Origin of the sequence: Pseudomonas sp. LP_7_YM, from assembly GCF_004364435.1 — a bacterium.
Lineage (GTDB): Bacteria > Pseudomonadota > Gammaproteobacteria > Pseudomonadales > Pseudomonadaceae > Aquipseudomonas.
Window position 1 is genome coordinate 727,167 of the sequence record NZ_SOCT01000001.1, and the last position, 21,517, is coordinate 748,683.

At 61.8% G+C, this 21,517-nt stretch carries 19 protein-coding genes; 10 read left to right on the top strand and 9 right to left on the bottom strand.

The window, feature by feature from the left end:
* Positions 1-35: 35 nt before the first annotated feature.
* From EC915_RS03295 to EC915_RS03310, 4 genes are all read right to left on the bottom strand, one after another.
* Entirely contained in the window at positions 36-593 is a 558-nt protein-coding gene (locus tag EC915_RS03295) for an HAD hydrolase-like protein (protein WP_256658634.1), read from the bottom strand.
* An 11-nt stretch (positions 594-604) separates the two neighbouring features.
* Entirely contained in the window at positions 605-1,906 is a 1,302-nt protein-coding gene (locus EC915_RS03300) for an MFS transporter (RefSeq protein ID WP_133749079.1), read from the bottom strand.
* Between the two features lie 63 nt (positions 1,907-1,969).
* Entirely contained in the window at positions 1,970-2,698 is a 729-nt protein-coding gene (locus EC915_RS03305) for a class I SAM-dependent methyltransferase (RefSeq protein WP_133749080.1), read from the bottom strand.
* Between the two features lie 92 nt (positions 2,699-2,790).
* On the bottom strand, positions 2,791-4,953 hold the full coding sequence (locus EC915_RS03310) for a TonB-dependent receptor (protein ID WP_133749081.1): 2,163 nt from the start codon (positions 4,951-4,953) through the stop codon (positions 2,791-2,793).
* 547 nt (positions 4,954-5,500) lie between these two features.
* On the opposite strand from EC915_RS03310, the gene EC915_RS24960 reads away from it, so the two are divergent.
* The 10 genes from EC915_RS24960 to EC915_RS24760 all read left to right on the top strand — a co-directional run bounded on the left by EC915_RS24960 (position 5,501) and on the right by EC915_RS24760 (position 16,661).
* Positions 5,501-5,950, top strand: coding sequence for a hypothetical protein (locus tag EC915_RS24960; RefSeq protein ID WP_177413345.1), 450 nt, complete (start codon positions 5,501-5,503; stop codon positions 5,948-5,950).
* 9 nt (positions 5,951-5,959) lie between these two features.
* Positions 5,960-7,234: an acyl-CoA dehydrogenase family protein gene (locus EC915_RS03320; RefSeq protein ID WP_133749082.1), complete on the top strand. Its 1,275-nt coding sequence runs from the start codon at positions 5,960-5,962 to the stop codon at positions 7,232-7,234.
* Positions 7,231-7,833: an LLM class flavin-dependent oxidoreductase gene (locus EC915_RS03325; RefSeq protein ID WP_256658635.1), complete on the top strand. Its 603-nt coding sequence runs from the start codon at positions 7,231-7,233 to the stop codon at positions 7,831-7,833. The genes EC915_RS03320 and EC915_RS03325 overlap by 4 nt, the downstream gene beginning before the upstream one ends.
* Positions 7,834-7,929: 96 nt before the next feature.
* Positions 7,930-9,330, top strand: coding sequence for an LLM class flavin-dependent oxidoreductase (locus EC915_RS03330; RefSeq protein ID WP_177413346.1), 1,401 nt, complete (start codon positions 7,930-7,932; stop codon positions 9,328-9,330).
* 436 nt (positions 9,331-9,766) lie between these two features.
* Positions 9,767-11,452 (top strand): ABC transporter substrate-binding protein, encoded by a 1,686-nt coding sequence (locus EC915_RS03335; RefSeq protein WP_133749083.1) that lies wholly within the window; start codon positions 9,767-9,769, stop codon positions 11,450-11,452.
* Positions 11,449-12,441, top strand: a complete 993-nt coding sequence (locus EC915_RS03340; protein WP_133749084.1) for an ABC transporter permease — start codon at positions 11,449-11,451, stop codon at positions 12,439-12,441. Before EC915_RS03335 ends, EC915_RS03340 begins: the two co-directional genes overlap by 4 nt.
* Positions 12,438-13,301: an ABC transporter permease gene (locus EC915_RS03345; protein WP_133749085.1), complete on the top strand. Its 864-nt coding sequence runs from the start codon at positions 12,438-12,440 to the stop codon at positions 13,299-13,301. The genes EC915_RS03340 and EC915_RS03345 overlap by 4 nt, the downstream gene beginning before the upstream one ends.
* Positions 13,298-15,013 carry an ABC transporter ATP-binding protein gene (locus tag EC915_RS03350; RefSeq protein WP_133749086.1) on the top strand — a complete coding sequence of 572 codons (1,716 nt, stop codon included), beginning with the start codon at positions 13,298-13,300 and terminating at the stop codon, positions 15,011-15,013. The genes EC915_RS03345 and EC915_RS03350 overlap by 4 nt, the downstream gene beginning before the upstream one ends.
* Positions 15,014-15,039: 26 nt before the next feature.
* Positions 15,040-16,248, top strand: coding sequence for an acyl-CoA dehydrogenase family protein (locus EC915_RS03355; protein WP_133749087.1), 1,209 nt, complete (start codon positions 15,040-15,042; stop codon positions 16,246-16,248).
* A 263-nt stretch (positions 16,249-16,511) separates the two neighbouring features.
* Positions 16,512-16,661 (top strand): hypothetical protein, encoded by a 150-nt coding sequence (locus EC915_RS24760; protein WP_166650905.1) that lies wholly within the window; start codon positions 16,512-16,514, stop codon positions 16,659-16,661.
* Between the two features lie 54 nt (positions 16,662-16,715).
* Here EC915_RS24760 and EC915_RS03360 read toward each other — a convergent pair whose 3' ends face one another.
* The 5 genes from EC915_RS03360 to EC915_RS03380 form a co-directional block, all read right to left on the bottom strand.
* The gene (locus EC915_RS03360) at positions 16,716-17,816 is read right to left on the bottom strand and encodes a sigma-54-dependent Fis family transcriptional regulator (RefSeq protein WP_133749088.1); all 1,101 of its coding nucleotides are present in this window, start codon (positions 17,814-17,816) and stop codon (positions 16,716-16,718) included.
* Positions 17,817-17,824: 8 nt separating this feature from the next.
* Complete coding sequence (locus EC915_RS03365) at positions 17,825-19,012, bottom strand: acyl-CoA dehydrogenase family protein (RefSeq protein WP_133749089.1); 1,188 nt, start codon at positions 19,010-19,012, stop codon at positions 17,825-17,827.
* Between the two features lie 128 nt (positions 19,013-19,140).
* A complete protein-coding gene (locus tag EC915_RS03370; RefSeq protein WP_133749090.1) occupies positions 19,141-19,542 on the bottom strand; it encodes a biopolymer transporter ExbD in 402 nt (133 codons plus the stop codon).
* A gap of 1 nt (position 19,543) precedes the next feature.
* Positions 19,544-20,269 carry a MotA/TolQ/ExbB proton channel family protein gene (locus EC915_RS03375; protein ID WP_133749091.1) on the bottom strand — a complete coding sequence of 242 codons (726 nt, stop codon included), beginning with the start codon at positions 20,267-20,269 and terminating at the stop codon, positions 19,544-19,546.
* A gap of 95 nt (positions 20,270-20,364) precedes the next feature.
* Positions 20,365-21,180, bottom strand: coding sequence for an energy transducer TonB (locus tag EC915_RS03380; RefSeq protein WP_133749092.1), 816 nt, complete (start codon positions 21,178-21,180; stop codon positions 20,365-20,367).
* Between the last annotated feature and the right edge of the window lie 337 nt (positions 21,181-21,517).

Below are 21,517 nucleotides of genomic sequence, written 5' to 3' on the forward strand. Positions count from 1 at the left end.
GGTGCTCAGCTCCTGCGCCGTGCCATAACCCCAGGTCACACCTTTGCCGGTATGCCGTTCTTGCTGGCCGCGAGCATGTCGTCGCGTTTATCGCCGATCATGAAAGCCGGTGATGCGGGGTGGCGGAGCGACTTGAGCAACATCCCGAGTAGATCGGCCTCGTCGTCAAGCGTGCCGTCGGCTGTCGTGCCCCGAATGTCTGCAAATCTGGCGTGAAGCCCGGCATGTCGGAGCATCTTTTCTGCGAACGCTTGCCGCTTTGATGTTGCCACCGTGAGCAGGAAACCATCGCCGGCAAGCAAGTCGAGGGCTTCGCTAATCCCCGGATAGGACGCGCAGTCGTACAGCCCACGTTCGCCATAATGATCGCGGTAGAGATTCACGCACTCGGCATTTCGATCATCGCCAAACGGGCGCAACAGTTGCGCGACCACTTGCCCCATTGGCGGCCCGAACAGCGCGTAAATGTCTGCCTTGGGCTGGAAGTCATGCCCGAGGCGACGTATCGCGTGGCTGAGGCTTCGAACGATGCCGGGGGCGGAATTGAGCAACGTTCCGTCCATGTCGAAGATGAGGGTGACGGGGCCCTTCATAGCAGATGTCATCATTGATTTGCCCTCGCCATCTCAACCGCTGACGCCGGCCTTCTCACGCTGTAAAGCATCAGCGCGCCGCCCACTAAAACGATGATCGCCGAGACGCTCAGTGCAAGGGTATTGGCATCGAGCTCGCTGACCACCCAGAGGGCAGCTTGGGAGTGTGACAGCGCCGCAGTGACGCCTGCGGTTGCCAGCACGGAGGCGATCGACAGCACCGGGTTGGACAGTGAAGAGATGCGTCCCATGTACCCCGCAGGTATATGCATTTGCAGCACTGGCCCTTGGGCCACGGCGTAGGTAGCGAAGCACATCCCTGATAGGTACATGGTCAGCATGGGCACGTAACGGCCGCTGGAGAGGGCAAAGGCCAGGTTCGCCAGTCCCAACAGGAAAAGCGCGCCGCAGGTGAGGGTTTCCGCTCGCAGCCTTCTCGACAGCCAGGGACTGAGCAGCGTGGCCGATAGCCCGCCGAGGGGAAAGGCTGCCATCAGCACGCCGTAGGCGGACGGTTCAAGGGCCAGCGTCTGCATGCCGAACAGCGGCAGGACCGGATTATTGATGCCCAGCGAAATGCCATATAGCGCGGTGCCAAGCATCATCAGACGGATGGTGCGATGGCTCCACGCCAGACGCACGCCAGACACCAGCGCTCGCCAATAGGGTTCAGTCGGCAGACTTGACTCGATGCAGGCGGCCAGGCCGGTGGTGCGCAGTACGCAGAAACCCGAACCAGCAAGCCCCAGCGTCGCCAGGACGAACGCCGACATGGCGCCGACCCAGGCGAACAGCGAAGGGCCGAGGGCAGAGCTGAGAATGCCCACGCCGGTCAGCGAGAACATCGCTTTAGCGGACGCTTCGATCCGCCGCTCCTCGGGGATAGCAATCTGCATGAGGCAGGCGCGGGCCGGATTGAAGAACTGCGCAGCCGTGGCGTTGATCAACAGCCAGAGGCTGACGCCGCAAAGGGTTTGCCAGGGCGTCAGGTTCGCCGACTCATAAGCAGCCATGAACAGCAATGATGCGAAAATACGCACTGCGTCGGCGATCACCATCACCCGCACGGGGCGAGCGCTATCAATCCAGGCGCCGGCCAGCGGGGCGATGAAAATGCGCGGCAGTGTGGCGGCGGCGACGGTCAGGCCGATGGCCAGCGGCAGCCGTGAATCGTCCGCGAGCAGGTCGCTGACCAGCCAGACCGTCACCACTGCGTTCACCAGAAACTCGCCGAAGGACGACAGTGCTTGCCCTAGCCACAGCAGTAGAAAATTGCGGTTGATGAAAAACGTTCGCGGCGTGACTGTCTTCATGGCACTGGGTCCGGTTAAACGCGCACGGTCGCGCGCAGCTGTGCTGTCCAGGTGATCAATCGCTCAGCGACTGGCCGCGACGATCAGCATCATCGGGCGATGCACTTCATCGGCCAGCGCTGGGCGGTCTGCCAGGTCTTGCGGCGACGGTCCCCATTCGTTGATGTGATCCAGGGTAAAACCCCTTTCGATCAGCAGGTTCAGCAGAGTGCCGAGGGTGCGGTGTTGCTTGATCACGCCTTCGCTGAGCCAATCGGTGCTGCGCGGGCCTTCGACCTGGTAATGATCAACGGGCCAGGACTTATGGCCTTGCTCGTCAATGACCCATTCCGGCCGCAGGGAGGCCATGAAGATCGGGTGCTCGATGGAGAACACCAGTTTGCCGCCAGGCGTGAGTGCGTCGTGGAGGACGCGAAATAACCGGCTCAGATCGGCGATGTAGTGAAACGCCAAGGAGCTGTAGGCAAGGGTGAAACTCGCGCTTGGGAGTTGCAGCAGTTCCAGATCAGCCAACTGGTAGGTGATGCGTGGGTCCTGACCCTCGGCGACGGCGCGTTCGAGCATTTTTTTCGAGACATCGAGCCCTGACACGCTCTGCGCTCCGTGTTCGACAGCCCAGCGCGCGAACCAACCATAGCCGCAGCCAAGGTCGACAATTTTTTGCCCGTTCAAGTCGGGCAGCAACCCGCGAAGCGTCGGCCATTCCGGGGCACCGGCCAACCCTTCAACCGAGCGCGAGAGCTGGCTGTAGCCTTTGAAAAAATCGGGGTTGTCGTAGATGTTCTGTGCCACGTGTTCTATCCCTCGAATAACAAATCTTGACCGTCGCGATGAATGACAAACAGGGCCATCGCAGCCCTGTCATCGGATGGCGATGTCGACCCTTAGTAACGAAATTCCACACCCACGTAGGCGCCAATACCATCGCCCGGATACAGCGCGGCGGTGTCCTGACCCTTGGCATCATAAAGCGGTTGCACCGCCGTGACGTATTTCTTGTTCGCCAGGTTCTTCAGGTCCAGGGACACCTTCCAGTCCTTTTTCGGGGTTTCGTAACCCACGTTCGCACCGAAAATCGTGTAGGAGGGCGCGTAGAAAGTGTTGGCATAATCCACCGCAGTACGCGATGCGGATTGCACGTTGACCCCGGTGTAGACACCTTGTGGATGCTGGTACTGCACTTCGCCCTGGTAGACGTGTTTCGGGATGCCCGGCAGTTGGTTGTCGCCGAACGTCGGGTCATGGCGGTAGTAGAAATCGCTGTAGGTGTAAACCTGACGCCAGGTCACTTTTTCACCCGAATCGCTTTCCCACAGTTGTGTATTCAGCCCGGCCTCGATGCCTTGGTGAATGGTCGGCGTGGCGTTGAACGCCCCGGTGACGGCAACGGCCGTGGCGGTCGGGGCGATAAACTGCACGTTGAGCAGCTCATCGCGGACCCAGGAACGGTACAGCGCCAGGCTGCCGTCAAAAATCCCTGACGCGCCTTTCACGCCGATCTCCACCGTGTTGGCTTTCTGCTCGATCAGCGGGCGCACGAAAGGTTGGGTCGGACCCGAACCCGAGTACTCCCACGAGGCCGGCGGATCGATCGAGCGGCTGACGTTGGCGAACACCTGCAAGTGCGGGGTGAACTCGTAACGCAGGCCGACACGTGGCGCCAGACTCCAGTTATCGTAGGTGTCGCTCGATGGGAAGGCCGACGTGTTGGCCTGCAAGGCTTGCTTGACATTGACATCGCGGCGCACGTTGATCGCCGATACGCCACTGGTCAACCACAGGCCGTCGACCAGTTCCAGATCATTGCCCAGCGAGAACACGTGGTCGAACGAGGCGCCGTAGTCGACGAACTTGCGCGTCTGCTTGTTGGCATAGGTTGAATTCACTTCACCCTTCAAGTGCTCGGTGGAAGTGAACGCCAGGTTGGTGCGGCTTTCGTGGCCGAACAACTGATCCGTGCGGTCATAGCCGAGCACCACGCTCAAGTCGTGCCAGTCCCAGTAGCTCGGGTTGCTGGGGCTGTTCGGGCTGTTGTTGTGGGCATATTGGTAGTAGACCAGGCCGAACGAGAATTTCGAGTCATCATCAAAGGTATAGGTGGTTTTGCTGCCCGCCCAGACGCTGCTGGGGCGCCGACTGCCGGCGCCACTGCTGGCGGCTGTAGCGCTGGCATCGCGGGTATGGTGCTTGACCGCGTCGAGCGTGGTGGCGCTGGGATCGTTATGGTATTCATCGCGGTATCGCAACATCAGCTCGGTTTCCAGTTTGGGACTGAACCGGTAGCCGAAGTTGGCGACCACGCCCTGACTCTTGGACAGGCTGTAATCGCGATAGCCGTCGCTGCGGTAGTTGTCGGCATTGAGGTAGTAATCAAAATCACCCTCGACCCCGCCGACGCTGACGCTCTGTTTGTTATAGCCGTAGCTGCCGGTCTCCGCCCGCACACGCAGGCCCGCAGCGGTGTAACCGGTCTGGTTGACGAAGTTGATCGCGCCGCCCAGGCTCAGCGCGCCGTACTGGAAGGCGTTGGCCCCGCGCAGGATCTCGGTGTAGTTCACGCCCGAGCCGTTGAGGAATTCGTAGGGCGTACCGCCGGGGCCGGTGATCGGCAGTCCGTTGAACAGGAATTTGATCCCTTCACGAAAGTAACCGGGCGAGGTGTTGGCCCCGGAGCCACGGATGGAAATCTTCGCCGCGTCGTTGCCGCCGGTGGACTGCACGAATACGCCTGGCTGATAGGCCAGGGTGTCCTGCAGGGTCGCCGTGCGGCCCTTGGCGACCTGCTCGCTGTCAACCACGCTGGTGCCACCGGGTACTTCACTGAGCTGACTTTTCGCGGCTTCAACCGGGGTGACTTTTTCAGCCTGCACGGTGACGGTATTGAGCCGCGGCGTGGTGGTCTGTGCCGAATCTGTTGACGCCGCGTCATCGGCCCGCACCGTGCCACTGCAGAGCAGCGCCGAACTCAGACCGACCGTCGTTAACCAGTTGGCCCGCTGGATCGCCTGCGGCAACGTGTGTCGTTCTCCCCGAAAACTTAAATGCATCACATGTATTCCCTGGTGAATAGATAAATAAGTGCCAGCTTTCTATTCGTATAGTCATGCCTGATTCGCTCTGAGCAGTTTCTGTGCCAACGGTTTTTCGACTGAAAAACGGGTATTACCGAGCAAGTTCGCCGCGTAAGTGCTTGCCGTCGTACTCTGATCTGAATGTATGTTTGTTTTTCAACACTTGCTTAGTTTGGGATTCAGTGTGCGGATTTAGTGATAACTGTCGAAATACCAACAGTGCGCAAACAGTCTGTGGGTGCACGAGCAAGTTGTGAATTCAATCCGGATATAACCCTATAAGGATTTGTCGTGATGGCGAATGGCCCGGGACGTGGCCCCGAAAGATCGAGTCGCCCGGCATGTAAGCCCGGAGCTACCGGTCATAGCGAAAGACGCAGCTAACTCCACTTCCGCAAACCTGGCGTTAATTGCGCTTGCACTTTGCAAGGACAGTTAAAGCGTTCATGGCATGTTCACTGCATAACCCTCAATAACGTTTGAGCGTTATGGCGCTCACTCAAGTTCTACTAAGGAAACTTCTTTGGCCTGCCTATCCAGCGTTGCTCTCGCTCTTTCCCAGTATATGGAGATCAGTGCCTGCTCAGCTGCCACTGCACTCGAACGGCGTGCCGCGCAGCCCGATGGCACTGTGAGCAATGGCGTGATTTCCTACTCCGCGTCGGACTTTCATGAGCAGTCCCCGGGCTATAGCGGCGGGACTTTGCAGGGTTCAGCCGCGTCGGATGCCGGCAGCTTCGATATTCATGCGCCGCCCCACGGCAACATTCAATGGATGCGCAGAATCCTCTTCGATTGCCTGGACGTGACCTTCAGCGGCGGCGAAGCATTCAACGCTGCTGCCTCGCAGGCCAATCTTGAACACATGCGCGATCCGTCCACCAGGTCGCCGCTGGCAGCCGCATCAACCGCTGGATCGACCCGAGGTCGGCACCGCAGTGACTGCTGGTCGACGTGCACCGATCACAAATAAGGAAAGCCGATGAACACTGCAATTTCCCCTGATGTGAAAATCGATGACCTGCAACGCCGCTTCACCGACGCCTTCGCCCGTATTGCCGAGACCGCCGTCGCGCGCGAGCAGAAGCGAGAATTGGCGTTCGAGGCGGTGCAATGGTTGCGCGACGCCGGCTTTGCTGCGCTGCGCGTACCGGTGTCCCGCGGCGGCCTGGGGGCGAGTCTGCCGCAACTTTTCGAGTTGCTGATCAAACTGGGTGCAGCGGATTCCAATCTGCCGCAGATCGTGCGTGCGCACTTCGGTTTCGTCGAAGGTCGCCTGTCCAGCCGCGATGAAGAGTCCCAAGACTACTGGCTGGCCAAGGTTGTCGAAGGCCAGCTGTGGGGCGCGGCGATGGCCGAGCGTACCGACACCACGCGCAACTCGGTGACGTTGCGCGCTGTAGAGCCCGGCAATACGACCGCGGGCTGGCTATTGAGCGGCGAGAAGTATTACTGCACCGGCACGCTTTACGCGGACTGGATCGCAGCGGTGGCGCTGGATGGAGATGATTTCGTCAGCATCGCCGTGCCCACCTATGCCCATGGCGTGACCGTGGAGGATGACTGGGACGGTTTCGGCCAGCGTCTGACCGGCAGCGGCACCACGCGCTTCGAAGACGTTGAGGTGCCCGATCGACACATCCTGCGCCGTTTCAAGAAAGACGAGTTGCGCGCCGAGTCCTATCTCTCGGCCTTCTATCAGCTGTTCCACCTGGCGACCCTCGCCGGTATCGCCGATGCTGTATTGCGTGATGCCACCGATTTCGTCAAGGGCCGCACCCGCGCATTCGGCGTGCCGGGGCAGTCCAGCCCCAAGGACGATCCCCTGGTGCAGCGCGTCGTCGGCCGGTTATCCAGCCTGGCGTATTCGGCGCGCACTCAGGTGCTGGCAGTGGCCCAGGTCCTTCAAGACGTCCACGAGGCGGAGCAGGGCGGCTACGCCATCGAACAGCATTACACCGAGGCGGAAATCCGCACCTATCAGGCCCAGCAGGTCGTGCTCGAACAGGTGCTGGAAGCGACCACGCTGCTGTTCGAAGTCGGTGGCGCCTCGGCCACCAGTCAAGCCCGTCGCTTCGACCGTCACTGGCGTAATGCACGGACCCTGGCTTCCCATAACCCGGCGATCTACCGCGAGCGCGCGCTGGGTAACTTCTACCTCAATGACATCACCCCCAACGCCGCCTGGCGGACCCTGCAAGCGGCCGATGCCGAGCAGCAGGCCAACGGCGCACGTGACGAAGCGAGTGCAGTATGAGCCGCTCTATCAGCCGCAAAAACAGCCGCGACGGACAGATGAGCATAGGCTTGAACATCCTCGGCTTCGGCGCCCACTCAGGGGCCTGGCGCAGCCCCGAGGTGCCTGCCGATGCCTATCTGGATGTCGAGTATTACCGCAACATCGCGCGTATTTCCGAGCGCGGTTGCCTGGACGCCATCTTCCTGGCCGACGGCCCGGCGCTGGCCGGCGATGTCTCCCGGCAACCGGCAGGGCGCCTGGAGCCGACCGTCCTGCTGACCGCAGTGGCGTTGGCAACCCAACGCATCGGTGTCATCGCCACCGCGTCGAGCACCTACAACGACCCGTTCAACATCGCCCGGCGTTTCGCATCGCTGGACCACATTAGCGGCGGGCGCGCGGCCTGGAACGTGGTCACCAACGCAGGGGATGCCGCCGCGCAGCACTTCGGTCTGACCGGTGCGCCATTGCACGTCGACCGCTATGCCCGTGCCGATGAATTCATCGACGTTGCCGTCAAGTTGTGGGACAGCTGGGAGGACGACGCGATCATCGGCGACGCCCGAGCGGCCGCTTTGCCGACCCTCAGAAAGTCCATGCCTATACCCGGACGCTGATCGCAGCGATTCCGACACGGGACGCACCACCCGAACCAACCGGATTCCACCTGCAAGGGGCTATCTAAGGCCCCAACCGACAAAGGAGTGTTTCCCGTGCCCAAGCAGTTGCACGTCAACCTGTTCGAAATGAATTGCGTCAGCCACATCGTCCACGGCCTGTGGGTGCACCCGGAGAACAACCGGCATCGCTTCAACGATCTGGATTACTGGACCGAGCTTGCCCAGTTATTGGAATACGGCACCTTCGACGGGGTGTTTCTCGCCGATGTCATCGGCACCTATGATCAGTTTCGCGACGGGCCCGAGACGGCCCTGCGCGAAGGCATGCAGATCCCCAGCAACGACCCGCTGCTGGTGATTCCGGCGATGGCGGCGGTCACCAAAAACCTGGGTTTCGGCGCGACGTTTTCTACGACCTACGAGCCGCCCTTCGCCTTTGCCCGGCGCATGAGCACCCTCGATCATCTGACCAAGGGCCGGGTGGGCTGGAACATCGTCACCTCGTATTTACCCAACGCGGCGCGCAACTTCGGGCATGACACCGAAGTCGTTCACGATCATCGCTATGAGATCGCCGATGAATACCTGGACGTGCTGTACAAGCTGTGGGAAGGCTCGTGGGACGACGATGCGGTGATTCAGGACCGTGATCGGCGGATCTACACCGATCCGGCCAAGGTGCGTTATATCGATCACGTCGGCGAGCACTTCAAGGTCGCCGGTCCGCACCTGTGCCAGCCATCGCGGCAACGGACACCGGTGCTGTTTCAGGCCACCGGCTCGCCGGCCGGTATCGAATTCGCCGGACGCCACGCCGAGGTGGTCTTTACCGGAGGAATGGACACTGCAGCGGTGCGGGCCAATATTCAGGCCATGCGGCAGAAAGCGATTGCTCATGAACGCGACCCGGCAGGTCTGAAATTTATCGTCATGGCCGGGGTGATCGTCGGCCGCACGGATGAGGAGGTCAGCAACAAGCTCGACAGCTACCGCAGACTGATGAGCGTCGAGGCGTCGCTGGCGCATGCGCAGGTGGCAGTGGATCTCACGGCATACCCGCCAGAGCTGTTGATCAGCGACTTGATCGAACGTCAGGTCAAGGGCTGGCAGAGCTTGATGCGCTTTAAAGCCGAGGCTTCGGTGGGATCGGTACTGGCGCAATTGGAGGGTTTCAACCGCGAACGTTTCTTCGTTGCGGGCACGCCGAGCGTGGTGGTCGATGAGATCGAACGCTGGCTGGACGTGGACGGTATCGATGGCATCAACCTGCGGCAGTACCTGTCGTTCGAAACTGCGCGGGATTTCATTGAGCTGGTGATTCCCGAACTTCGTCGACGCGGGCGCTTCCGAGAGTTCTATAACGACGGCGAAACCCTGCGCGAGCGACTGTTCGGAGCGGGCCGATCGCGGTTGCCGAGCGACCATTACGGCGCTCGCTACCGTGACCCGGCTGTGCTGCGCACGCTGGCCAAGCCGCTGAGGTTCCCGACGTGACCCAGCCCCCATTTGAGCCAGGCGATATCAGGATCAGACCTGCCCAGGTCGAGGACGCAGGGCAACTGGCCGACATTCATTTAAGGACGTGGCAGGCGGCCTATCGGGATCTGTTGTCTGCGCACTGTCTTTGCGGCTTGAACGCAACGGTGGAGCGCGCGCCGCTGCCCTCGGCGAGGCCATTGCCATGCGCAAGATGTCGGTTTACGTCGCTGAGCAGAGAGGGCGGTCGGTGGCTTGGGCTCTGCGTGACCTGACCGGTTATGACGGCAGCCAATCGTGCTGTTGCTTGCCCATCTGTTGGCTACCCAACAGTGACCACACAGATTGTCGCCTTCACCACCTCGCATAACGCCGGCACCCGCGTATTTGCTGGCCGAAAATCCGGCATGGCTTGTGCAATAACCCTGTTCCCGGACAAAAGGCATCAGGACCCATGCGAGCGCGCGCCCCTTATCTGCGACTTCCCTGCACACGATCCCGGTCGTTGCTCAGGCACACCCCCATCTTCGGTATCGCTGCGCTGTGCGGCGTGTTGATTGGCTGCGGACAGGGTACGTCGACCGTTGCCCGCAGCGACAAACCGGTCAGCGGCGGTACGCTGGTGTACGCCACCGACCGCGAGCCCACGTGTCTGGACCCTCACGTCGCCGGTGACATGCCTCAGGTGTTCATCGGGCAACAGTACCTCGACTCACTGGTGTCGATGGACGCCGACGGGCGTATCGGCCCCTGGCTCGCCAAAAGCTGGGAGGTGTCCAATGATGGGTTGACCTACACCTTCCACCTGCGCAACGACGTGCACTTCACCGACGGCACGCCGTTCAATGCGATGGCGGTCAAGGCCAACCTCGACCACATGGCCAACCCGAAAACCCAGTCCAGCACGGCAGGCGGCTATATCCGTCAGTACCGCAGTACGGACGTGATCGATAACGACACCGCCGTGGTGCACCTGGCCACGCCCTATGCAGCGTTTCTCGAAGTTCTGGCCCAAGGGTTTCTCGGGATCGAGTCGCCAACGGCGCTGCAACGTTCACGCGACGTCAACTGCGAAAGCCCGGTAGGCAGCGGACCGTTCAAGGTCGTGCGCTGGGACCGGCAGAGCCAGGTCGAGCTGGTGCGCAACCCCGATTACAACTGGGCGCCGCCCACCGCCAAACACCAGGGGCCAGCATGGCTGGACCGCGTGGTCTGGAAATTCATTCAGGAACCCTCGGTGCGTTTCGCCTCGCTGCAGGCCGCAGAGGTCGATGTGATCGAGGCGCTGCCGCCGGAATCCCATGAAGCTGCGCGGCGCAATCCTGATCTGCAACTGATCATCGCCCAGCGTCCGGGTAACCCCACCAATGGCACCCTGAACATTACCCGCGAGCCTTTTAACGACCTGAAAGTCCGGGAAGCCTTCGTTCGCAGTGCCGATATCGAAGGGGCATTGAAGAGCGTGTATTTCAACGAGTTTCCCCGCGCCGGTGGCCCCTTGAGCTCGGCCACGCGCTTCTACAGCCCGGACTTCCAGCATGCCCAGGATTACGACCCGGCCAAGGCCGCGCAGTTGCTGGATCAGGCGGGCTGGACCCAGCGCAACAGCGAAGGCTACCGGATCAGAAATGGCAGACGCCTGCAAGTCCATGTAGTGATGGGCAACCGCACGCCGCCTTCGGAATACACCCTCTGGGAGCAGGTCCAGGCCACCACCCGCCAGGCCGGTTTCGAGGTGATCATCGACCAGATGAGCGACGTACAGGCCACCAAGCGTCAGGCTGATTGGGACTACGACATCCGTTTGGGCTACTGGAACACCAACACCGCTGACGTGCTGCGGATCATCTTCGGCAGTGAATTCATTCGTCCAGCGGGCGTAGGCGGTTACCACCAGAACACCGCAGGTTTCAGCGACCCAAAATTCGACGGGATTATTCAACAAGCCCTGACTACACAGGATGCCGAGCAGCGTCGCGCGCTGTATTACCAAGCCCAGCAAATCGCCTCCAGTCAATACCTGGAACTTACGACCTATCCACAGAGCACGCGCCTGGGCATCTACAAGACTACGCAGGGCGTGCGTCTGGAGCCTTCTCTGGCAGTGACTTACCTCTATGACGCATGGGTGAACAAATGACGAGTGCAGCGTTGAGCAATGAGCCGGGCAAACCACGTCGTGAACGCTTGCACCGACTGGGGCGCCGCGCCTTATGGCGGCTGGCGGGCGGGATACTGGTGCTGTGGGCGGTCGCTACCCTGACGTTCTTCGCGCTGCGGCTGATGCCCGGCGATCCGGTGCAGGCGATCCTTGGTGGGCCGAGCGGCAACCCGACGCCTGAAACCATCGCCGAAGCCAGGCGTGAATACGGTCTGGACAAGCCACTGGCGGTGCAATACGCGCTGTACCTGGGGCGTCTGGTGCAAGGTGATCTGGGCGTTTCCTATTCCCAGCACTTACCGGTGACCCGCGTACTCGCCGAACAATCCTGGCCCACCCTGGAACTGACGTTTTCCTCGCTGGCCTTGGCCTGGTTGCTGGTTCTGGCACTCACGGTGCTGACGGCCGGGCGCCATCGCTGGGTCGGTCGCCTGGCATCGCTGGCGGAAACCCTGTGCGCTGCGCTGCCGCATTTCTGGCTGGGGATTGTGTTGCTGGCGGTGTTCGCCTTCGGCCTGCGGTTATTTCCTCCCGCAGGCAGCGATGGCTGGCGCACGCTGGTGCTGCCGTCGTTCGCCCTGGCGATTCCACTGGCGGGTTTCATCGCCCAGGTCACTCGCGAATCACTGGACCTGACCCTTGACCAACCGTTCGTACTCACCGCCAGAACCCGTGGTCTGAGCGACTTCAAAGTACGTTTCAAACATGCACTGCGTCATGCGGTGCTGCCGGGTATCTCGTTGTCGGGTTGGGCCATCGGCGCGCTGATCAGCGGCGCGGTGGTGATCGAAGTGATCTTTTCCCGCAAGGGCCTGGGCCGTCAGCTGTATCAGGCGGTACAGGCCCAGGACCTGCCATTGACCATTGGCATCAGCCTGGTAGTGGCTGCCGGTTATGTCCTGGCCAACATCCTTGTCGACCTGCTGTATCAGTGGGTCGACCCTCGTCAACAGGGGAATGCGCAATGAGTGATTTGACCCTTGAGGCGCCATTGCCCACGATCCGGCTGCAAAAGACCTCGCGCACATTGAGGCCGGGCCCTTTGCTGGCCATGACCTTTTTGCTGCTGGTGATCGTTGCGGCGCTGGTGCCGCAACTGTTCGCCCACAGCGACCCACTGGCGATTGTTCCGCGCGATGCCTTTCATCCGCCTAGCTGGACGCATTGGTTCGGCACCGATCAGTCTGGCCGCGACATCTTCTCCCGGGTCATCTACGGCACCCGACAGTCGCTGTTCATCGGCCTGGCAGCGACGACGATTGCCATGAGCATCGCCATCGTGCTCGGCCTGCTCAGTGGCCTGGGCGGGGCTCGAATCGACCGTGGCATCGGTTGGTTGCTCGAAGTGCTGTTTGCCTTCCCGAGCCTGGTCCTGGCGCTGCTGTTCGTGGCGATCTTTGGCAGCGGCATAGGCCCGTTGATCATCGCCACGGGGCTTGGCGGTGCACCGGGCTATGCACGGATGGTGCGCGGCCAGGTGCTGGCTGTGCGCAACTCGGGCTATATCGAGTCGGCCAAAGCGTTAGGGCATCGGCCGCTGCGCATCATCACCCGCCAGTTGCTGCCCAATGCCATGCGCCCGCTGATCGTGACCCTGACCATGGGCGTCGGCCAGGCCATCGTCTGGGCCTCGGCCTTGAGCTTCCTCGGGTTGGGCGCGCGCCCCCCGGCACCGGAGTGGGGAACCATGCTGTCCATGGGCCGTGACTTCATCGCCAATGCCTGGTGGCTGACGTTCTTTCCGGGCCTGTTCATCGTCCTGACCACGCTGTCGACCACCGTCGCTGGTCGTTACCTGCAACAACGTCTGGAGGGGCGCCTGTCATGAGCCAGGAGAAACGTTTGATCGTCGAGGGCTTGTCCATCGAGTTCGGCGGGCAGTCGGTGGTGCGCAATCTGTCGTTCACCCTGGAACCGGGCAAAACCCTGGCACTGGTCGGCGAATCGGGATCAGGCAAGAGCGTGACCGCACGCAGCCTGATTGGCCTGGCAGGCGAGGGCGCACGGGTCACGGCACGTCGCCTGAGTTATGCCGGGCAGGATCTGCTGAGCCTGTCGGAGCGTGGCTGGCGCGACCTGCGCGGCAAGGACATCGGTTTCGTGCTGCAGGACGCACTGGTGTCACTTGACCCGCTGCGCCCGGTAGGCAAGGAAATCCTCGAAGTGCTGCAAACCCACCGCTGGGGCGACCGTCGCAGCCGTGGCGAACGCGTCATCGAGCTGCTGGAAACAGTCGGGGTTCCCGAACCCCGGTTGCGTGCCAGACAGCGACCGGATCAGTTATCCGGCGGCCTGCGGCAACGGGCCCTGATCGCCAGCGCCTTGGCCTTGAACCCGGGCCTGGTGATCGCCGACGAGCCAACGACTGCGCTCGACGCCACGGTTCAGGCGCAGATTCTCGACGTCTTGCAGCAGATCAAGGCCCGAGGCGATTCACTGCTGATCATCAGCCATGACCTTGCCGTGGTGGCGCAACTGGCGGACGAGGTGCTGGTGCTGCGGCATGGCGAAGTCGTCGAGCAGGGGCCGATGGAGCAGGTCTTGCGCAACCCTCGGCATGCCTACACGCGCTCGTTACTCGATGCGGTGCCCGCCGAACATGCGCCAGGCACGCGGCTATCCCGGGAACACGGCGCCGCTCCCGCGCAGCCGCGAGCCGGTGCCGACTCCCCGGTATTGCTGACCGCCAACGGCCTGGGCAAACGCTACGTCGGGCCTGACCAGCAAGTCCGTCAGGTGGTCGATGGGGTCAGCTTCGAGCTTCGCGCCGGGCGTACGCTCGGCATCGTCGGTGAGTCAGGCTGCGGCAAGACCACCGTGGCGCGGATTGCGCTGGGCTTGCTTGAACCCGACGCCGGTCACGTGCAGTTTTTGCACCTGCCGTGGGCGGCCGCCGGGAGTCACCGGGTCGAGGAGCAGAGTCGTCGGCGGCATCGTCGTGACATCAGCGTGATTTACCAGGATCCGCTCAGCTCGTTCGATCCGCGCTGGAGCGTCGGGCAGATACTCGCCGATGCGCTGGACGTTGCCGGTATCCCGTTCGAGCAGCAACGCCCGCGCATCGCGCAACTGCTGCATCAGGTGCGCCTTCCCGCCGAGCTGTCGAGCCGTCGCCCCTTGCAGCTGTCCGGAGGTCAGCGTCAGCGTGTGGCGATTGCCCGCGCCATTGCCAGCAACCCTAAAGTGATTATTTGCGATGAGCCGGTGTCGGCCCTCGACGTTTCGGTGCAGGCCCAGGTGCTGGATCTGCTGGCGGACCTGCAGGCCTCGCTGGGGCTGGCGTATCTGTTCATCTCCCACGACCTCGGGGTGATCCGCCACGTCAGCGACGAGGTGCTGGTGATGCGCCACGGCAAGGTCGTTGAATACGCGCCGGTGGAAACCCTCTTCGAAAACCCGCAGCACGAATACACCCGACGTTTGCTGGGCGCGGTCCCGCGTCTGCCCGGCGCAGGAAGCAAGCTGGTGGTGCCGCCTTTGGAGCCGGAAAGCGCCGTACTGCTTTTTGATGAATCCCGGCTATGGAAAATCGCCATTTGAGTTCGCATTCAGAACAAGGAACCGCCATGAGTACGTTGTCTGCTGTCGTCACCCCCGAAGTTGTCACCGTTGAACAACTCAACGCCCGTCTGGACCGGTTGCTCCCGGCCATCGCCGCCGGTGCAGCGCAGCGTGAGCGGGATCGGCAATTGCCCTATGACGCCGTGGCGCAGATCGCCAGCGCCGGGCTGTTCACCACACGTATCCCGACTCGTTTCGGCGGCGCCGGTGGTTCGGTCAAGGAGGTGATCGGGCTGCTGATCCGCATTGCCTCGGCCGATTCCAACGTAGCCCAGGCACTGCGCCCCGGTTTCGGCTTCATCGAGGGGCTGCTTGCCTCTCAAGCGCAGGACGCCGAAGCCGAACGCGAGCGCTGGTTCGCGCGCTATCTGCAAGGTGCTGTGGTGGGCAACGCCGGCTGGGAAATCGGCGGGGCCAATGGCTCGATCAGCGCCCGTATCGTGCGTGACGGCGAGCACTACCGGGCGACCGGGAGCAAGTACTACAGCACCGGTTCGCTGTATGCCGATTGGGTGAGTGCAGTGGCGCTGGACGAGAACGATCAGCCGGTTTCGTTCATTCTGCCCCGCGACCGAAAGGGCCTGGAATTGCTGGACGATTTTGACGCCATGGGCCAACGCTTGACGGCCAGCGGCACGACACACCTGCATGACGTTCTGGTGCATGCCGATGAGATCCGCACCCGCACCGTGGAGGAGGGCAAGCGCACGATCGTCACACCGTTTCTGCAAGTGTTCCTCGCCGCGGTCAACGCCGGTATTGCCCGCAACGCGCTGAACGACGCGGTTGCTTTCGCCAACCAGTTCGCGCGACCGATCAAGCACAGTACGGCTGCACGCTCTGTGGACGACCCCTACGTAGAACTGAGTGTTGGCGATATCTCGGCCCGCGCCTTTACGGCCGAAGCGGTGGTACTGCATGCAGCCGCATCGATCGACCGGGCGTGGGCCAGCGAACTGGATCCGGTGGCGGTGGACCAGGCCGCTGTCGATGTGGCTCAGGCGCAATACATCGCCGCCGAGTCAGCACTGAAAGCGGCGGAGCGGGTATTCGATGTGGGCGGGGCGTCCACTACCGGGCGCGCACATAACCTGGATCGTCACTGGCGCAACGCCCGAACCGTGTCCAATCACAACCCCCGCCAATGGAAAGCCGCAGCGGTAGGCGCCTGGCAGCTCAAAGGCACGCCGCCGCCGACGTCCGGGTTGTTTTGACGCGGCTTGCTCCACCCGCCGGACTGCCAGGGTTGGCGGGGCGTGCATGACATATGTATGCCTACCTGCAACAGCATTCCCATCGTTTCATCAGCAATGAATTCGCCGGGCGCTGGCCCGTCGGGTGTCCGAAATGGCATTGGGCGTGAACCAGACCCTGAGCATCCTGTTGTTCGATCTCAATCCGGCGGGCCAGAAAGTCGGACTGGTGGGGGTCTAGGGCTCGGGCAAGTCGACGCTGCTGAGTATGCTGCTGCGCCTGTATGACGTACAGAAAGGCCAGCGTGTTCATCGACAACATGGAATATGGTTATCAGTCGCGGGTGGGCGAACGCCGTGTCAAGCGCTCGGGCAGGCAATACGCGCAACTGTGGAATCGTCAGTTCAGCAATGCGCTGGGTGAAGCGGTCTGACCGGCAAGGCTGACGTGCGGTGAAAGGCCCACCGCACGTCAGCGTGTGAAGGGGTCAAATCGAGAGGTGCAGGACGCGCTCGTCGGCAGAGGGTTTGACCGGGCGGCGCTTGTTGACCTTCAGTTCACCCAGGTTGATCAACAGCGTGCGGGCGACGTTACGACTCAGTCCCAGCAGCTCGGCGGTGTGCACCTGGTTGTGATGACAGAATTTGTAAGCGGCTCTCAACAGGGTCCGTTCGACGTGCTCATGCAGGTTATCCACCTGTTCTTCGAACAGTCGGTGCAGCGCCTGATCCAGCAGCCCCATTGCCGATTCGTCCGTTGGCGGATGCTCGTCCGGGCGCTCGATGCGCAGGTTGGACAGGCGCAGGTCGTCACTCTGAATCACGCCGTCGCGGCAAATCAGCAGCGTGTGATGAATGACGTTTTCCAGCTCGCGAATGTTCCCCGGCCAGCTGTAGGTGGCCAGCTTGTGCTCGGCTGCCGGACTCAGCCGAACCTCCCCGTAACCCAGCCGTTTGGTGTAACTGGCGATGAAGTAGTGAACCAGTGCAATGATGTCCCCCGGTCGGTCCCTGAGCGGGCTGAGCTCCAGATTGACCACGTTGAGCCGGTAAAACAAGTCTTCGCGAAAATGCCCTGCATTGATGGCTTTTTCCAGTTGCACGTTGGTCGCGGCCAGCACCCGGACATTGATCGCAATACTCTTGCGCGAGCCTAGCCTGACCACCTCGCGCTCTTGCAGCACGCGCAGCAACTTCACCTGAATCGACATCGGCAGATCACCGATTTCGTCGAGAAACAGCGTTCCGCCGTTGGCTTCCTCGAACCAGCCGGCTTTGGCACTCAGTGCTCCGGTGAACGCACCTTTTTCGTGGCCGAACAGTTCGGCCTCCACCAATGATTCGGAGAACGCTCCGCAATTGACCGCGACGAAGGCCTGGGTCTTACGCGTGCTCAGATTATGGATGTGGCGCGCCACCAGTTCCTTGCCAGTGCCGGTTTCACCAATGATGAGCACGCTCGCCTCGCTGGGTGCGACCTGCTGCAGATGCTTGAGCAGGGCTTTGGATTTGGGGTCTTCGAACACTTGCGCCGTAGCACGGATCGAGGTGGCCAGGGCGGGCGAGGGCGGTAATGTCAGCAGTTGCATGATGACCCCTATGAGTAAAAAGTCGGGATGGGCGCAGTGCCGTTGAGAGCCCAGTCACCCAGTTCATGAAGTTTGTAATCCAGCGGGTCGTGCAGGCTTTGGGTGCGCAGGTTGCGCCAGTGCCTGTCGAGGGCGACCGAGGCGTGAGTGGCCCGCGCACCGGTGACCTCGAAGACCTTGCTACACAGATCCAAACCATGGCGGCTGGCGGCGACCTTGGCAGTGGCGATGGCAATGGCGGTTTCGCCACGCTCTTCACGTGTCAACGCCGAACCTTTGTTCCAGGCCTCGTCCAGCACCCAGCCTGCGCGTTCGACCAGCAGGCGTGTGCTTTCCAGTGCGACCCAGAAGTCGCCGTAGTGGCTGAGCACATAAGGGTCTTCTGCGGTGTGTGCGGCACTGGAGCGGAACCAGGGCCGGGCTTCCTCGCGGGTGTATTTGCGTGCTTCCTCAAAGGCGCCTTCAGCGATACCGAGGAAGATATTGGCAAAGTGCAGTTGCGCGATCAGTGGCCGCAGGCAGGCGAACGGCGTGCTGAGCGGGCCGGGATCGAGCAGCAGGTCGGACTCTTCGACACGTACGCGCTTGAAGGTCACGCTGCCGCTGTCGGTCTGGCGCTGGCCCATGTTGTACCAGTCATTGTGCAGGGTGATGCCGCTGCGCCCGCTGGGTATCGCGGCGATCAACAGCTTGCCGCCTGCCGCTTCGTCAACGGCCGAGGCGATGAGCATTTGCGAATCGTTGGCGCCGGAACAGAAACTCTTCTGTCCGGAAAACTCGCGCCAGCCATCGTGGCCCTTGACCACGGTACGGGTGTCCAGTGGGTTGAGGGTGTTGCCCCAGAACCAGTTGTTGCTGGCGGTGAGCGTGAACCAGGTTTGCCACTGCGAGGGTTTGGCGAACAGGCGCACGGTCGCCAGCATCAGGTGATGAAACCCGAAGACATGGGCGATCGAGCTGTCGACCCGGGCGAATTCGCGCACCACGTCGAAGGTCTCGGACCAACTGGCATCCAGCCCGCCGAATTGACGGGGAATGCTCAGGGACAGCAGCCCGCTGTGACGCAGCCTGTCTCGCTCGACCTTGGGCGTACCGCCGCGGGCGTCGCGGTCGACTGCCGTACGGGCAAATTCGCTCGCCAGTTCACGGGCGGTATCCAGTGGTGCCTTCCGGGCGTTGAGTAAGCTGACAGTCACAGCGGGTCACCTCTTCCTTGTGTTGGTTTGAATTCGGAGCGATGGCGCTCCTCGGCGTTTCTGACGCACACATCTCTGTGGGCGCGAATGAATTCGCTGCCACAGGTCCATGGCAACCCTGGAGCAGGCTATTTCGCCGTGATCACCGACAACTTGGTAATGCCCGCCTTCTCGATCGAAGCCATGGCCCGTGCTACCTCGCCGTAATTCACGCCGTTGTCTGCCTGCAACTGCACGCGCACATCGGCGTTCTTTTCCCTGGCCGAACGCAGGTTGGTTTCCAGCAGGTCCGGCTGGATCTCGTCCTTGTTGATGAACAGCTTGCCCTTGTCATCGATGCTTACCACCAGCGGGTCTTTCTGTTCCACCGGCGCGACCGCTTCGGTTTTCGGCAGGTTGATCGGGATCGAGTTGGTCAGCAGCGGCGCAGTGACGATGAACACCACCAACAACACCAGCATCACGTCCACCAGTGGCGTGACGTTGATTTCGCTCAGCACTTCGTCGCTGTCTTGTGTGGAAAAAGCCATCTCAGGACGCCTCCTTCACTTTCTGTCCAGCGACCGTAGCGCCGGATTTGTTCAGCACCGGATGCAGCAACACACGGAACGAATGCTTCTGCGCCAGGCTGTAGAAGTCATGGGCAAAATCATCGAGGTCCGCTGCGGTGAGCTTCAGGCGCCGCAGGTAGTAGTTGTAAACCAGCACCGCGGGCACCGCGACGGCAATACCGACCCCGGTGGCGACCAGTGCTGCACCAATGGGACCTGCCACCGTTTCCAGGCTGGCCGAACCCGCGGCGCTGATGCCCTTGAGCGCCGACATGATCCCCCACACGGTCCCGAACAACCCGATGAAGGGCGAGGTGCTGCCGATACTGGCCAGAATCGCCAGGCCGGTTTCCAGCGAGCGGCGCTCACGGACGATCTGCTGACGCAGGGCTCGCTCCAGGCGATCCTGGTGGTTGATCGCCTGGCTCAGGTCAGCGGCCTGACCGCCCTCCGGGACCTGGATTGCGGCATAACCTGCCAGTGCCACGCGGGCAGCAGCGCCCGGTTGGGTCTGCGCCAGTTCAGCGGCAGAGTCCAGGCTCGACGCGGCCCAGAATTGCTTGTGGAATTTCTTGTCCTGACCCTTGAGCCGGGCGAACTGCACACCCTTGAGCAGGGCCAGGCCCCAGGTGGCGACGGAAAAGACGATCAGCAGCCAGATGACGGCGCCTTCAATGGACGCGAATGGGGATGCGATGACGTTCATGTGGTTCTCCAAAAGGCCGGAAATCGTTGCAGCGACGCGCCTTTTGTCAGGTGGCCCGCAGTGTCACGAATAGGTTGAGTGAGTGGTTTTGAAAATTATCGGATCTTGAAATCGATGGGCACGCTGACCCAGCCGTCGACCGGGTCGTTGCCCTGCTTGGCCGGCACGAAGCTCCAGCGCTTGACGGCGGCTTGTGCCGCTTCGTCCAGCTGTTCGTGGCCGCTGCTTTTCTGGATCTGAATCTCGCTCGGCTTGCCGGTGCCCAGCACGTGTACACGCAGCAATACCGTGCCTTCCCAGTTGCGCCGCATGGCCAGCGCCGGGTATTCCGGGGCGGGGTTATGCAGGTAACCGGCATTGGCCGAGGCCGGGGTAATCGGTGCTGGCGCGGGCGGTGCAGGTGGTGCCGGGGCTGCCACCGGTTGCGGTGGCGCAGGCGGCGCGGGTGGTTGTTCCACCGGTTTGGCGACCGGTTTGGGCACTGGTTTCACGACCGGCTTGGGCTTGGGAATCGGCTTGGGCGGTGGCGGTTTCACGGCCAGTTCGTCTTCCACGGGCGGCGGTGGCTCGACCACGGGCTGCGCAATCGGCTCGGGCGGCGGTGGCGGAGTTTGGACCACGGGCGGCGCAGGCTGGGAAAACTCGATGGTCATCGGCGGGATTTCCGGCTGCACCACGGGCAAGGCCGGCGTTGGCGAGCTGTTGACCCAGTAGATCACCGCGCCGTGCAGCACCAGGGCGACGACGCCGAGCAGTACGGCTTCGCGGCGACTGAGGATGCGCCGGGGCATGGTCTGCAGGCGTGACAGCGCCAAAGGGCCGCGATAGGCCCGGCCCAGGTCGAGCAGTTCGGCGCCCGGTGCCTGACGCCAGAGCACATCCCGTGCATTGGCGGTTTGGGCATTGGCCATTGATTTACTCCTGGCTATTAGACAAAACGGAACTCAAGACAAAACGCGAATTGACGTGCCGTGTGCATCGCTCATGCAACAGACTTCACTGGGCCGCGTACATGAGACGTACATTGCCAGAGCAAGAGCCATACCAATTGCCGATTGCCTGCAAAACAAGCTGTTTAATAGGTGAATAACAGTGCGCAGTTGTAGGCTGCGAATTTTTTTGTCAATCCGCTGTTGCCCCGCGAACAGTGAGTGTTATGAGCGCATGTGATTTAGTTATATGAAAGGGTTCTGATTCATCCCCTTGAATCATTCCTCGTTTGAAAACATGCGCGAGCAGGGGCGAGCA

Coding starts and splice junctions, on each gene's coding strand:
- EC915_RS03325 (WP_256658635.1), top strand. CDS start 7,231: ATGAGCCGCTCTATCAGCCGCAAAAACAGCCGCGACGGACAGATGAGC.
- EC915_RS03355 (WP_133749087.1), top strand. CDS start 15,040: ATGAGTACGTTGTCTGCTGTCGTCACCCCCGAAGTTGTCACCGTTGAA.
- EC915_RS03320 (WP_133749082.1), top strand. CDS start 5,960: ATGAACACTGCAATTTCCCCTGATGTGAAAATCGATGACCTGCAACGC.
- EC915_RS03300 (WP_133749079.1), bottom strand. CDS start 1,906: ATGAAGACAGTCACGCCGCGAACGTTTTTCATCAACCGCAATTTTCTA.
- EC915_RS03345 (WP_133749085.1), top strand. CDS start 12,438: ATGAGTGATTTGACCCTTGAGGCGCCATTGCCCACGATCCGGCTGCAA.
- EC915_RS03310 (WP_133749081.1), bottom strand. CDS start 4,953: ATGCATTTAAGTTTTCGGGGAGAACGACACACGTTGCCGCAGGCGATC.
- EC915_RS03295 (WP_256658634.1), bottom strand. CDS start 593: ATGAAGGGCCCCGTCACCCTCATCTTCGACATGGACGGAACGTTGCTC.
- EC915_RS03360 (WP_133749088.1), bottom strand. CDS start 17,816: ATGCAACTGCTGACATTACCGCCCTCGCCCGCCCTGGCCACCTCGATC.
- EC915_RS03380 (WP_133749092.1), bottom strand. CDS start 21,180: ATGGCCAATGCCCAAACCGCCAATGCACGGGATGTGCTCTGGCGTCAG.
- EC915_RS03375 (WP_133749091.1), bottom strand. CDS start 20,269: ATGAACGTCATCGCATCCCCATTCGCGTCCATTGAAGGCGCCGTCATC.
- EC915_RS03370 (WP_133749090.1), bottom strand. CDS start 19,542: ATGGCTTTTTCCACACAAGACAGCGACGAAGTGCTGAGCGAAATCAAC.
- EC915_RS03335 (WP_133749083.1), top strand. CDS start 9,767: ATGCGAGCGCGCGCCCCTTATCTGCGACTTCCCTGCACACGATCCCGG.
- EC915_RS03350 (WP_133749086.1), top strand. CDS start 13,298: ATGAGCCAGGAGAAACGTTTGATCGTCGAGGGCTTGTCCATCGAGTTC.
- EC915_RS24760 (WP_166650905.1), top strand. CDS start 16,512: ATGACGTACAGAAAGGCCAGCGTGTTCATCGACAACATGGAATATGGT.
- EC915_RS03340 (WP_133749084.1), top strand. CDS start 11,449: ATGACGAGTGCAGCGTTGAGCAATGAGCCGGGCAAACCACGTCGTGAA.